Annotated in this window: 13 protein-coding genes; all 13 read left to right on the top strand. The window is 36.3% G+C overall.

The window, feature by feature from the left end; all coding sequences use genetic code 11:
* The first annotated feature begins 58 nt into the window (after nucleotides 1–58).
* The 13 genes from leuC to CALHY_RS03390 all read left to right on the top strand — a co-directional run bounded on the left by leuC (nucleotide 59) and on the right by CALHY_RS03390 (nucleotide 12585).
* Complete coding sequence (gene leuC, locus CALHY_RS03330) at nucleotides 59–1348, top strand: 3-isopropylmalate dehydratase large subunit (protein WP_013402598.1); 1290 nt, start codon at nucleotides 59–61, stop codon at nucleotides 1346–1348.
* Complete coding sequence (gene leuD / locus CALHY_RS03335) at nucleotides 1349–1849, top strand: 3-isopropylmalate dehydratase small subunit (RefSeq protein ID WP_013402599.1); 501 nt, start codon at nucleotides 1349–1351, stop codon at nucleotides 1847–1849.
* The gene (gene leuB / locus CALHY_RS03340) at nucleotides 1842–2909 is read left to right on the top strand and encodes a 3-isopropylmalate dehydrogenase (RefSeq protein WP_013402600.1); all 1068 of its coding nucleotides are present in this window, start codon (nucleotides 1842–1844) and stop codon (nucleotides 2907–2909) included. Before leuD ends, leuB begins: the two co-directional genes overlap by 8 nt.
* Before the next feature lie 113 nt (nucleotides 2910–3022).
* Nucleotides 3023–4153 carry an aldo/keto reductase gene (locus CALHY_RS03345; RefSeq protein WP_013402601.1) on the top strand — a complete coding sequence of 377 codons (1131 nt, stop codon included), beginning with the start codon at nucleotides 3023–3025 and terminating at the stop codon, nucleotides 4151–4153.
* Between the two features lie 106 nt (nucleotides 4154–4259).
* Nucleotides 4260–4574, top strand: coding sequence for a 30S ribosomal protein S6 (rpsF, locus tag CALHY_RS03350; RefSeq protein ID WP_049772012.1), 315 nt, complete (start codon nucleotides 4260–4262; stop codon nucleotides 4572–4574).
* A 15-nt stretch (nucleotides 4575–4589) separates the two neighbouring features.
* Nucleotides 4590–5075 carry a single-stranded DNA-binding protein gene (locus CALHY_RS03355; RefSeq protein ID WP_013402602.1) on the top strand — a complete coding sequence of 162 codons (486 nt, stop codon included), beginning with the start codon at nucleotides 4590–4592 and terminating at the stop codon, nucleotides 5073–5075.
* 83 nt (nucleotides 5076–5158) lie between these two features.
* Nucleotides 5159–5392, top strand: a complete 234-nt coding sequence (gene rpsR / locus CALHY_RS03360) for a 30S ribosomal protein S18 (RefSeq protein WP_035168561.1) — start codon at nucleotides 5159–5161, stop codon at nucleotides 5390–5392.
* Between the two features lie 590 nt (nucleotides 5393–5982).
* Entirely contained in the window at nucleotides 5983–7479 is a 1497-nt protein-coding gene (locus CALHY_RS03365; RefSeq protein ID WP_013402604.1) for an L-fucose/L-arabinose isomerase family protein, read from the top strand.
* A 13-nt stretch (nucleotides 7480–7492) separates the two neighbouring features.
* The gene (locus CALHY_RS03370; protein WP_013402605.1) at nucleotides 7493–8992 is read left to right on the top strand and encodes a sugar ABC transporter ATP-binding protein; all 1500 of its coding nucleotides are present in this window, start codon (nucleotides 7493–7495) and stop codon (nucleotides 8990–8992) included.
* Between the two features lie 45 nt (nucleotides 8993–9037).
* A complete protein-coding gene (locus CALHY_RS03375) occupies nucleotides 9038–10036 on the top strand; it encodes an ABC transporter permease (RefSeq protein ID WP_013402606.1) in 999 nt (332 codons plus the stop codon).
* 1 nt (nucleotide 10037) lies between these two features.
* Nucleotides 10038–11006 (top strand): ABC transporter permease, encoded by a 969-nt coding sequence (locus CALHY_RS03380; protein WP_013402607.1) that lies wholly within the window; start codon nucleotides 10038–10040, stop codon nucleotides 11004–11006.
* A 67-nt stretch (nucleotides 11007–11073) separates the two neighbouring features.
* Nucleotides 11074–12159, top strand: a complete 1086-nt coding sequence (gene rhaS, locus CALHY_RS03385) for a rhamnose ABC transporter substrate-binding protein (RefSeq protein ID WP_013402608.1) — start codon at nucleotides 11074–11076, stop codon at nucleotides 12157–12159.
* 99 nt (nucleotides 12160–12258) lie between these two features.
* On the top strand, nucleotides 12259–12585 hold the full coding sequence (locus CALHY_RS03390; protein ID WP_013402609.1) for an L-rhamnose mutarotase: 327 nt from the start codon (nucleotides 12259–12261) through the stop codon (nucleotides 12583–12585).
* Nucleotides 12586–13094: the final 509 nt, after the last annotated feature.

Here is a 13094-nt window from a genome sequence, read left to right on the forward strand (position 1 = left end):
AAATGTGAAAAGAGAAAGTATAATAATAAAAAACTGTAGTATGAGGTGAAAATAGAAAATGGCAAAACCAATGACAATGTCTCAAAAGATTTTGGCGTACCATGCAGGAAAAGAATATGTTGAGCCAGGAGACTTGATTTTTGCAAATGTTGACCTTGTTTTGGGGAATGACGTTACAACACCTGTTGCAATAAAGGAGTTTGAAAAGATAGGGATTGACAGGGTTTTTGACAAAGATAAAATTGCGATAGTTCCCGACCATTTTACTCCAAACAAAGACATAAAGTCTGCTCAGCAGTGCAAGATGGTTCGCGAGTTTGCTAAAAAGTATGAGATTACAAATTATTTTGAAGTTGGCGAGATGGGAATTGAACATGCACTCTTGCCAGAAAAAGGACTTGTTGTGCCGGGTGATTTGGTAATTGGTGCAGACTCACATACATGCACATATGGGGCATTGGGTGCTTTTTCAACAGGAATTGGTTCGACTGACATGGCATGTGCAATGGCAACAGGAAAGTGCTGGTTCAAAGTACCAGAGGCCATCAAGTTTGTGCTCTACGGCAAAAAAACTGGCTGGACATCTGGGAAGGATATCATCCTTCACATTATTGGTATGATAGGTGTTGATGGTGCACTTTACAAGTCAATGGAATACACGGGAGAGGGTTTAAAATCACTTTCAATGGATGACAGGTTCACTATCGCTAACATGGCAATTGAAGCAGGTGCGAAAAATGGCATATTTGAGGTTGATGAGAAAACAATAGAGTATGTAAAGCATCACTCAACAAAACCATACAAAATTTTTAAGGCAGATGAAGATGCAGAGTACTCTGAGGTTTATGAGATTGATATTTCCAAAATTAAGCCTACGGTTGCGTTCCCACACCTTCCAGAGAACACAAAAACAATAGATGAGATAACAGAAAAGATTTATATTGACCAGGTTGTGATTGGCTCTTGTACAAATGGCAGAATTGAAGACTTGAGGATTGCAGCAAAGATCTTAAAAGGTAGAAAGGTTAAAAAAGGGCTCAGATGTATTATATTCCCTGCAACACAGAATATATACAAGCAGGCATTAAAAGAGGGACTCATTGAAATATTCATTGACGCTGGATGTGTTGTTTCAACACCCACTTGCGGTCCATGTCTTGGCGGACACATGGGAATTTTGGCAGATGGTGAGAAAGCTTTGGCAACAACAAATAGGAACTTTGTTGGCAGAATGGGTCATCCAAACAGTGAAGTATATCTTTCATCGCCTGCAATTGCAGCAGCATCAGCAGTTTTAGGTTACATTGGCTCACCTGAAGAGCTTGGAATGAAAGGAGATGAAGAATAGATGATTTTTAAAGGGAAAGCTCACAAGTATTATGATAATATCGATACAGACGTTATTATTCCTGCAAGATATCTTAACACATCTGACCCAAATGAGCTTGCAAAGCATTGTTTGGAGGATTTGGACAAAGAGTTTGTGAACAAGGTTCAAAAAGGTGACATTTTGGTTGCAGGGAAAAACTTTGGCTGTGGCTCTTCAAGGGAACATGCACCAATTGCAATAAAGGCATGTGGAGTTTCTTGTGTTGTTGCAAAGTCATTTGCAAGGATTTTCTATCGAAATGCAATAAATATTGGTCTTCCAATTGTTGAGTGTGAAGAGGCAGTAGATGGTATAGAAGCTGGAGATGAGGTGGAAGTTGACCTTGTAAATGGAATAATTAAAAATCTAACAAAAGGTAAAGAGTTTAAAGCAAAACCCTTTCCTGAGTTTATGCAAAACATAATGAAAGCAGGCGGACTTATAGAGTTTGTAAAAGGAGAGTTGAAAAAAGATGCATAGGATAGCTGTAATTCCTGGTGATGGAATAGGTCCTGAAGTAATTGAACAAGCGCTAATTGTTCTTGATAAGATATCTTCTAAGTTTGGAGTTAAATTTGAATATATCTTCATTGACGCTGGCGGATGTGCAATTGACAAGTATGGTGTGCCAATTAGAGAGGAAGATTTAGAACTTGTTAAAAAATGTGAGGCAACATTATTGGGTGCTGTTGGTGGACCAAAATGGGATGGTCTTCCCGGAAATTTGAGACCTGAACAAGCTCTTTTGAAGCTCAGAGGAGGACTAAAAGTTTATGCAAACCTGAGGCCTGCTGTGCTGTATGATGAGCTAAAGGATTCATCCCCGCTCAAAAAGGAGATTGTAGACAAGGGCATTGATATCCTGGTTGTAAGAGAGCTAATTGGTGGTATGTACTTTGGTCCAAAGGGAAGAGAAGTAAAAGATGGCGATGAAGTGGCTTATGACACAGAGGTGTATTCAAAAAGTGAAGTTAGAAGAATTGCAAAGGTTGCGTTTGAAGCCGCCAGAAAGAGAAAGAAAAAAGTAACCTCTGTTGACAAGGCAAACATCCTGGAGTCTTCAAGGCTCTGGAGAGAAACTGTTGAAGAGGTTGCAAAAGATTATCCGGATGTGGAGCTTTCTCACATGTATGTTGACAATGCGTCAATGCAGCTTGTAAAAGACCCATCACAGTTTGATGTTATACTTACTTCCAACATGTTCGGTGACATTTTGTCTGATGAGGCCTCAATGATTGTAGGCTCGATTGGAATGCTTGCCTCAGCCTCACTTGGCGAAGGCAGGGTAGGCCTTTACGAGCCAATTCACGGCACAGCACCGGACATTGCAGGACAAGATTTGGCAAACCCGATTGCAACAATTTTGTCTGCTGCGATGATGCTGCGCTACAGCTTTGACATGGAAGATGCTGCAAAGGCTATAGAAAATGCTGTGAAGATTGCTCTCAAAGAAGGGTATAGAACAAGAGATATCTACACAGAAAATTGTAAGCTTGTTGGAACAAAGCAGATGGGAAAAATCATATGTGAAAATATCTAAAAGCTGCAGAAAATTTTCTGCAGCTTTTTTGTGTTTAAATTCTTTTTAAAGTAAGGTAAAATATAAACATAAAGCATTTTTTAAATAAACCATACACTGGAGGGGTTTTTGAAATGAAGTACAGACCCTTTGGGAAAACAGGCTTTATGGTGTCTGCTCTTGGATTTGGTGCAATGAGGTTACCAATCTTGGATGGTGACTATTCGAAGATTGACGAAGAAAAAGCAATTGAAATGCTGCATTTTGCAATCGACAATGGAATCAATTACATTGACACAGCGTATGTGTACCATGGTGGTAACAGTGAGGTTTTGGTTGGCAAAGCTTTGAAAGGGGGATATAGAGAAAAGGTTAAGGTTGCAACAAAACTTCCTGTCTGGCAGGTAAATAATTTTGATGATGCTAATAGGATTTTGGATGAGCAGCTAAAAAGACTCGATACAAGCTATATTGACTTTTATCTTTTGCATGCTCTCAACAAAAACCACTGGAAGAAGCTAAAAGAGATGAACATCTTTAAGTGGATTGAAAAAGTGCTTCTTGAGGGTAAAATAAAATATATTGGGTTTTCGTTCCATGACGATGTAGCTACATTCAAAGAGATTGTTGATAGTTACAACTGGACGTTCTGCCAAATACAGTACAATATCCTCAACCGAAACTATCAGGCAGGGGAAGAGGGGCTCAAATACGCAGCCGCAAAAGGAATGGCAGTTGTTATCATGGAGCCACTTTTGGGTGGAAGGCTTGCAAAAGAGCCGCCTCAAGAGATAAGACAGCTTTGGGAGAAGGCAGCGGTTAAAAGAACACCTGTTGAGTGGGCACTTTCATGGCTCTGGAACCAAAAAGAGGTGTCAGTTGTGCTAAGCGGTATGAGCACACTCGAGCAGGTAAAAGAAAATATTGAATATGCAAGTAAATATGAAGTGGGAAGTTTAACTGACGAGGAACTTGAGCTTGTTGAAAGGGTTGCGCAAAAGTATAATGAGCTGAGAAAAGTCAACTGTACAGAGTGCAAATACTGTATGCCATGCCCACAGGGCATTGATATTCCGTGGAATTTTAGCATTTACAATCAAGCAAGCATGTATAACATGTATCAGGAGATGAAAAATGATTATGCAAAAAAAGAAAAAGAGAGAGCAGAAAATTGTGTTGAGTGTGGTGTTTGCGAGACAAAATGTCCACAGAACCTTCCAATAAGAGAGATCCTAAAAGAGGTTCACGCATATTTTTCAAAGTAAAAATAGGTTATTTACTTTAAAGCGCATTTTATGATAAAATACTGCATGTTGTGGGAAGATAAAAATTCTTTCTTCCCTTGCTCCCAAAAGGTGATTTGGGGGCCATATGTCTATAAGGGAGGTGAAAGCTGTGGTTGAGAGAAAGTATGAAACAGTATTTATTATAAGCCCCGCACTTGACGATGAGGCAAGAGCAGCTCTTGTCGAAAAGTTCAAAAACCTTATCTCAAGCAACGGCCAGCTTCTTACAGTTGAAGAGTGGGGGAAAAGAAGGCTTGCGTACAAGATAGACAAGCACGCAGAAGGGTATTATGTGCTGATGCAATTTATAAGCAAGCCTGAGTTCCCACGCGAGCTTGAGAGGGTTTACAGAATTACAGACGGGGTTATCAGGTTCTTGATTGTAAAGCTTGAAAAATAAGAGGGGGCGGCTTTTTTGAATAAGGTTATTTTGATGGGTCGCTTAACGCGCGACCCTGAGTTTAGGCTTACTGCCAACAATACCCCCGTTGCAAACTTCACGCTTGCTGTCAACAGACGTTTTAAACGCGAAAATGACCAGGATGCCGATTTTATCCCGATTGTTGCGTGGAGCAGGCTTGCCGAGTTTTCAAAAAACTATCTCAAAAAAGGAAGGCAAGTTGTGGTAATAGGAAGGCTTCAGCTTCGCACGTGGGATGATGAGGCAAATAGGCGTCACTACATCACCGAGGTTGTGGCGGAAGAGATTTACTTTGCAGAGCCAAAACCTAAGGATGTGCCGGTTGACAGCGAGGCAGAGGTTAAAGAAGATGTTGTTTTACCAGAGCTGGATGAAGAGATTTTGGAAAGTGATCTTGAGGACTTTTTTGAAGAGGATAGCAAACTTCCAACAAAAAGTGATGACATAGACGAAGGAATAGAAGACGATTTGCCATTCTAAGGCAGAAGTGAAAAATTAGAAAAAAGGAGGGAAAAGGTTTGAACAACAATCAAAATCAGCAGCAAACTCAAGCTACTCAAACAGTGGAAAGAGTTAGCTCAAGACAGAAAAAGAAAAAGAGAGTTTGTTCATTCTGTGTTGAGAGAATATATGAGATAGATTACAAAGATGTGAACAGGCTCAAGAAATTCCTCACAGAAAGAGGAAAAATAATGCCAAGAAGAACAACTGGCAACTGCGCAAGACATCAAAGACAGTTAACACGAGCTATCAAGCGTGCAAGAATCTTAGCACTTCTTCCGTTTATAGTTGAATAGACACTACAAGCCTCTATGCCTAAGACGCGGCATAGAGGCTTTTTGTTTTGTGTGCAGCTTTTGGTATGAAACTTGGTAAGAGGACTTTACTTTAATTTCAGCTTTGATTTATACACTGTTTCAATATGTTTCTAATTTATGAAGATGTCTTTTGATATAGTGTGGGAAAGAGGGTGATTAAGAAAAGTTAAAGTTAATATAAATATTTAAGAAAGTTATTTTGGGATATAAAAACAAGATTATAGAGCAAGAAAGCGGAAGGAGGGAAGAGTTTTGAAATTAATGGAATTTAAACCTTAGAGTTTTTCTAAAAAGTAAATTATTAATTTTTGAGCTTATCTAAAAATTTTGACGAGCTCAAATTTTTTATGGCAACTAAATTTAACAAAAGTACATCAAACAAAAACAAAATTATATTGACATAAAACAAAAACATGATATAATATTCATAGACCAGAATTAAAAACATATTTCAACAAAACAGAAAGGAATGAAGAAAATAAAATACATATTAAATGGTATCATAAGATACGTTTACCAATCAAAAATTGTCAACTCATAAGGAAAGTAAAAGGAGGAAAACATTGAAAATGTTTGACAACTCAAAAAAATCTACAAAACCTCGCATTGGATTATACTCAGTTGGACTGAAGGCATACTGGGCACAATTTGACGGATTGAGAGAAAGATTGATTGGTTATGGGAAGTTTATCGAGAGCAAACTTTCAGACTACGGAGAAGTTTATAATTATGGTTTAGTTGATGATGAAAAAGTAGCTCGTCAAGCAGGAGAATGGTTTAATTCAAAGAATGTAGATATTATATTTTGCCACTCTGCTACATATTGCACAAGCTCATGTGTTTTACCTGTTCATCAGATCTGCAAAGCACCAGTAATAATTTTGAATCTACAGCCTACAGCTCAAATGAATTACGAGAAAACTTCTACAGGAGAATGGCTTGCCCATTGTGGAGCATGTCCTGTTCCTGAATTTGCTAATGCATTTAATCGTGCTAATATAAGATTTAAAGTAGTGAATGGGCTTTTAGGTCAAAGTGCAACACCAAAAATTTCGGTTACAGATGAAAACACAGCACATAGACCAGAGGCAATAAGAGCATGGAATGAGATAATCGAATGGACGAGAGCGGCAGGTGTAAAACGGGTTCTTCAACATGCAAGGTTTGGATTTTTGGGGAATAACTATAGTGGAATGCTTGATATGTACAATGACTTTACTCTTGCACAAGCACAGTTTGGCATTCATGTAGAGATATTGGAGATGTGTGATCTTATAAGATTTCTTGAAACAGTTACAGATGAAGAAGTTGAAGCAAAGATTAAGGAAATTGAAGAATTTTTCCAAATAGTAGGTGATTCACCCTCTGATCCAATAGCTAAAAAACCAACAGAAGAACAATTGAAATGGTCAGCAAAAGTTGCATGTGCACAAGAAAAGATGGTAAAAGAATATGAACTTGATGGGCTTGCTTATTATTATCATGGGGCAGAAGGAAATTATTATGAGCAAGTACAAAGTGCATTTATAGTAGGGCACTCTTTATTGACGGCAAAAGGGGTACCATGTGCGGGAGAAGGAGATTTGAAGACAGCAATTGCGATGAAGATTTGTGATATACTAGGGACAGGTGGGAGCTTTTCAGAGATTGTAGCGACGGACTATGAGTTAGGGACGATAATAATGGGACATGATGGGCCATTTCATATAAAGATATCAGATGGTAAGCCAATATTAAGGGACTTGAAGTTATATCATGGGAAGAAAGGGACAGGTGTGTCAGTAGAGGCAAAAGTAAAAGCTGGGCCTGTGACACTTTTGGCAGTGACGCAGACGGGTGATAGGAAGATGAAAATGATAACGACGGAAGGAGAGGCTATAAAAGCACCTATATTGATGATAGGAAATACCCAGACCCATATTAAGTTTAAATACCATCCCGATGAATTTATGGGAAGATGGTTTAATGAGTATCCAACACATCACTGGGCAATTTCAGTAGGACATAATGCTTCTCTGTTCGAGAAAGTTGCTTATCTATTAGATGTTGAGTGTGCTAAGATATAAGGAGGTTTTTATTGTGACTGAATATGTATTAGAAGCACGAAACATAAGAAAGCAGTTCCCCGGAGTTAAGGCTTTAAATGGCGTTAATTTTCAACTAAAAAAAGGCGAAATACATGCGTTAATGGGAGAAAATGGAGCCGGAAAATCGACTTTTATAAAAATTATTACAGGTGTTCATAAAGCTGATGAAGGTGAAATTTTTATAAAAGGTAAAAAAGTTGAAATTAATAATCCTAATGATGCTAAAAAGTTAGGAATTGCGGTAGTCCATCAACAATTAGCATGCTATCCACACTTAAGTATTACAGAAAATATATTTATTGGCCAAGAATTAGTCCATCCTTTTGGTAAAAGGTTATTATGGAGGGATATGCATAAGAAAACAAAAGAGTTATTGAATGAATTAGGGGTCGATTATGATCCATTTACTCCAATGGGTGCTTTATCAATTGCACAACAGGAAATAGTTGAGATTGCAAAAGCTATTTCAACAAACGCAGAAATTATAATTATGGATGAACCTACAGCGGCATTAACTAAAAAGGAAAGCGAAGAATTATACAGAATTATTGAGCAGTTAAAAGCAAAAGGCACCTCTATAATATTTGTTTCACATCGTATGGAAGATGTGTATAGATTGGCAGATAGAATCACCGTTTTTAGGGATGGCCAATACATTGGGACATGGGATAGTGATAAAATTTCGACACAAGAATTAATTGTTGCAATGGTTGGGCGTGAGGTTAATCAATTATTCCCGAAAAAGCAAGTTCAAATAGGTGAAGAAATACTAAGAATAGAAGGTTTAACTAAGACAGGATATTTTCGAGATGTATCCTTTAATTTAAGAAAAGGCGAAATATTAGCATTAACAGGATTAGTCGGGGCTGGAAGAAGTGAAGTTTGTCAGGCGATAGCAGGAATATTGAAACCTGATAAAGGAAAAATCTTTATTGAAGGGAAAGTAGTGAAAATATCTAATCCGTCGGATGCGTTGAGGTTAGGAATAGGTTATTTACCAGAAGATAGACAAGAGCAGGGGTTAATTGTTGAGTGGGAAATCTTTAAGAATATTAGTTTGCCTGTATTACAAAAATTTGCAAATAGATTATGGTTAAATGTAAACAGGGAAATTACTACAGCTAATGATTTAGCAAGCAAGGTTAATGTAAAGGCAAGAAGTGTTTTTGATAAAGTAAGTTCGTTATCTGGTGGAAATCAACAAAAGGTAGTGGTAGCCAAGTTACTGAATATAAATCCGAAGATAATAATAATGGATGAACCAACAAAAGGAATAGATGTGGGGGCAAAGGCTGCAATTCATGAACTTATGAGTGAACTTGCAGGTGAGGGATATGGTATCATTATGATTTCTTCAGAAATGCCAGAAGTGTTAGGGATGGCTGACAGGGTTGTCGTTATGTGTGAAGGACGCGTGACTGCTGTGTTTGACAGAAAAGAAGCTACTCAAGAGAAAATCTTGGAAGCTGCAATGACAAAGATGCATGTATAATAAATAGCATATTGGAACAAATGACTGACAGAGAAGGGGATGTAGATGGGGAAAAAATCAAAACTTTCATTAATGAACACAGCTAATTTTCAGCAGATAGGGTTATTAATTTTTATAGTTGGGCTTTCGATAGTTGTTCAAATTCGAAATCCGCGATTTTTAACATTTGAAAATATTAGTGATCTACTTACGAATACTGCTATACTGGCTATATTAACGGTTGGAATGATGCTTGTTATTGTTACAAGAGGTATTGATTTGTCAGTAGGTTCTGTTTTAGCTCTCGCGGGAATGATATCGGCATTAATAGTTAGTAAATATCAAAATGTTTCACCTATCGTTGCTATATTAATTGGAATTTTTGTAGGTGCAATTTGTGGTGTAATAAATGGTTTCTTGATATCAAAGACTAATATATTACCAATAATAGCTACTTTAGGAACGATGAATATTTATAGAGGTATTACATACATGATAAGTAAGGGTCAGTGGGTAAGTGCTGATGAGATGCCACTAAGTTTTAAAAGAATAGCTACGGGAAGTATACTTGGAATAAATAATTTGATAGTTGTAGCGATAATTACATATATAGTTTTCTATTATTTCGTCCAGCATACGAGAACAGGTCGGCAAATATATGCTATTGGAAGCAATCCAGAAGCAGCTCGGATAAGTGGTATAAATGTATCAAAATTGATTCTTACAGTGTATTTCCTGATGGGGGTATTGTCGGGTTTGGCAGGTGTTTTATGGGTTTCCAAATTTGCTTCTGCTCAAAGTGATACTGCTACAGGCTATGAAATGAATGTAATTGCAGCAGCAGTATTAGGAGGAGTTAGTATAGCAGGGGGGTCAGGCAGAATTTCTGGCATAATATTAGGAACTCTCCTTTTGGGAATTTTAAATAATGCACTACCTTTAGTAAATGTTTCTCCGTTTTGGCAGCAAGCAATACAAGGGTTTATTATACTTATTGCGGTGATCGTAAATGTTTTGGTAAGAATGAACATGGAAAAAGCTCAGTTAAGAAGGAGAGGGATATAATTTGAAAAATGTCGATACTAATTTAAATTCAACATCTTTAAAATCAATTTTGTACAGATGGGAAATAGTCTTGATCATTTTATTAGTTGTGGTAAATATTATAAATTCATCTATTTCCCCTTATTACTTGAATGCACGAAACTTACTTGATGCAACAACTACTTTTTTAGATAAAGCTTTTATAGTTTTTCCAATGATAATGGTCTTGATATTAGGAGAAATTGATATATCAGTTGGTTCTATTGTTGCTTTAAGCTCCGTGATAATGGGTGTTCTTTATAAAAGTGGTATTCCTATGGTAATTTCGATTTTAGTATGTATAGTGTTAGGTGCTTTATGTGGATTTTTCAATGGGTATTTACTTTCAAAGTTCAATTTGTCATCAATTATTGTTACACTCTCAACAATGATAATATATAGAGGAATAGCTTACATAATTTTAGAAGACCAAGCAGCCGGAGATTTTCCTGAATGGTTTGGTTTTTTTGGTTGGGGATATGTAGGTGTAATACCATTTATTTTAATATGTTTTATAATTACCGCTATTGTTTTTGGTTTATTGCTTCATAAGACAACTTTTGGAAGATATATCTACGCGATTGGAAATAATATCACTGCAAGTAGGTTTTCAGGTGTGAAAGTTGATAAAGTAAAAATTATAGTGTTTACTTTGAATGGATTAATGGCAGCAATAACTGCAATATTTTTAACGTCGAGAATGGGTAATACTCGCCCAAACATTGCATTGGGGTATGAATTAGATATTATAACAATGGCTGTGTTTGGGGGAGTAAGTACAGCTGGTGGGAAAGGGAATATATTTGGTCCGATTTTAGCAATATTTGTTATTGGCCTTCTGCAATATGGATTAGGGCTGATAAATGTTCCATCAACAACAATGCTTGTAATTGTAGGTTCTCTATTGATTTTATCAGTTTTAATTACTAATTTACGGTTTAAAAAAGCTTAGACTCAGGCAGCTTTGGCTGTTTGAGATATACAAAAATCAAATTAATAAATTAAGGAGGTTGGTTTTTATGAGAAAATCTAAAAAACTGGTAAGTATTGTTTTGGTTTGTGTTTTGGTGTTGTCTTTAGTATTGGTTTCCATTCCGTTTGTTAATAAGATTGATACTTTTGGTGCAAAATCTTTTGCAGCTCAAAAATCTACAAGGAAAGCATCTGCAGGTAAAAAGAGAATAGCAATTATTGTAAAAAATGCTGGTAACCCTTATAATGAAAAAGAAGCAGAAGGGTTTTCTAAAGCTTTAAAAGAATTAGGTGATACTGTTATTGTTCAAGCACCAGCTCAACCTACAGCCGAGGCTCAAATTCAAATAATTCAACAATTAATTGCTCAGAGAGTTGACTGCATAGCAATTGCAGCTAATGATCCAGATGCATTGCAACCAGCTTTACAAAAGGCTATGAAAAGCGGTATTAAAGTTTTATCATTGGATTCAGCTGTAAATCCAAAAAGTAGAATGGTCCATGTAAACCAAGCTGATCCAGAGTTGATTGGAAGAACATTAATCCAAGCTATGTACCAAATGATAGGTGGGAAGGGTGAATTTGCAATTTTAAGTGCTACATCTCAAGCTACAAATCAAAACACATGGATTAAGTGGATGAAAGAAGAGTTAAAGAATCCAAAATATAAAAATATGAAATTAGTGAAAATAGCTTATGGTGATGATTTGAGAGACAAGAGCGTTTCTGAAACAGAAGGGTTGCTTAAATCGTTCCCAAATCTGAAAGGGATAATTGCTCCTACAACCGTTGGAATGGCAGCAGCAGGTAAAGTATTAACTGATAAAGGATTAAAGGGTAAAGTAAAATTAACAGGGTTAGGTCTTCCAAGTGAAATGGCTGAATATATCAAAAATGGTGTGTGCCCATGGATGTATTTATGGAATCCTATAGATTTGGGTTATTTAGCGGGATATGTTGCTGACGCTTTAGCAAGAGGAAAAATCACTGGCAAGTTAGGAGAAAAACTTAAAGCAGGTAGATTAGGTGAAAAACAAGTTGTGAAAGCTCTTGATGGTGGTACAGAAATTCGTCTTGGAGCACCTTTTAAGTTTGATAAGAGCAATATAGATTACTGGGCAAAAGTATATTAAAGGGGTGCTTCCTACCCTGATAGCAGCCAATGGGGTTTAAAGCCATTGGCTGCTATTTTCCATATAAAAATTACTTATTTGAAAGGAATGGTGACAAGCATGAATAAAAGTAATAAATATGCGTGGACATGGAGAATAAAAGAAGAGTATTTAGATGAATATGTCAGAATGCATGAGAATCCATGGCCAGAAGTGTTAGAAGAACATAAAAAGGCGGGTATTCGCAATTATTCAATTTTTCAAAATGGTAATCAGTTTTTTTATTGTTTTGAATGTGATGATGTAAAAGCTGCTTTTGATTACCTCTCAAAAAGCGAAATATGCCAAAAATGGAATTCAATAACTTCAAAAATGGTTGAAGGTTCCTTTGACCTTTCAGATGAGAATACTATTAGGCCATTAAAGGAAATATTTTATTTGGAATAATTAAAGATCAGGGAGAATTACTTATATCGTTTACAGTTATCAAAGAGTAAAAGATTAAAAAAGGTCGATCTCCTTTAAACAATTCTTATATTTTTCCGATCGAAGTTAGGGAGACGACCTTAATTTTTTTATCTTTTCCCATTTATTGTTTTTGCACAACCTTTTGCTGTGTTAAATATATTTACACCTATTCTAAGAATAAAACAAAAAGGTATTGACAAATAAAAACTTAATAATTATAATAAAAGTGAAATGGGTTGCAACTAAAAAATATTGTTCAGATAAAACAACAAAATATACATAGCTAATTTACCTTGCCATAATATTAGAAAAATGTTAAAAGGGGTAAGGCTAAAATAAAAAAAGAAGATAAAAAAAGAAGAGAGAATAACTTTCCCTCTTAAAGTAAAAATAGATTCATTTTAAATATCCCATTTTAATTGTAATGAGCGAATAAAAACTTGTCAATCGGTCTATTAAGTAAATAAGTAAAAATGAATTTGATGCGG

This window comes from Caldicellulosiruptor hydrothermalis 108 (assembly GCF_000166355.1).
Classification (GTDB): domain Bacteria; phylum Bacillota; class Thermoanaerobacteria; order Caldicellulosiruptorales; family Caldicellulosiruptoraceae; genus Caldicellulosiruptor; species Caldicellulosiruptor hydrothermalis.

What these genes read in the sequence shown, in the direction of transcription:
- CALHY_RS03390 (WP_013402609.1), top strand. Translation starts at nt 12,259, where the DNA reads ATGAATAAAAGTAATAAATATGCGTGGACATGGAGAATAAAAGAAGAG.
- leuC (WP_013402598.1), top strand. Translation starts at nt 59, where the DNA reads ATGGCAAAACCAATGACAATGTCTCAAAAGATTTTGGCGTACCATGCA.
- CALHY_RS03365 (WP_013402604.1), top strand. Translation starts at nt 5,983, where the DNA reads ATGTTTGACAACTCAAAAAAATCTACAAAACCTCGCATTGGATTATAC.
- rhaS (WP_013402608.1), top strand. Translation starts at nt 11,074, where the DNA reads ATGAGAAAATCTAAAAAACTGGTAAGTATTGTTTTGGTTTGTGTTTTG.
- rpsF (WP_049772012.1), top strand. Translation starts at nt 4,260, where the DNA reads ATGTCTATAAGGGAGGTGAAAGCTGTGGTTGAGAGAAAGTATGAAACA.
- CALHY_RS03345 (WP_013402601.1), top strand. Translation starts at nt 3,023, where the DNA reads ATGAAGTACAGACCCTTTGGGAAAACAGGCTTTATGGTGTCTGCTCTT.
- leuB (WP_013402600.1), top strand. Translation starts at nt 1,842, where the DNA reads ATGCATAGGATAGCTGTAATTCCTGGTGATGGAATAGGTCCTGAAGTA.
- CALHY_RS03375 (WP_013402606.1), top strand. Translation starts at nt 9,038, where the DNA reads ATGGGGAAAAAATCAAAACTTTCATTAATGAACACAGCTAATTTTCAG.
- leuD (WP_013402599.1), top strand. Translation starts at nt 1,349, where the DNA reads ATGATTTTTAAAGGGAAAGCTCACAAGTATTATGATAATATCGATACA.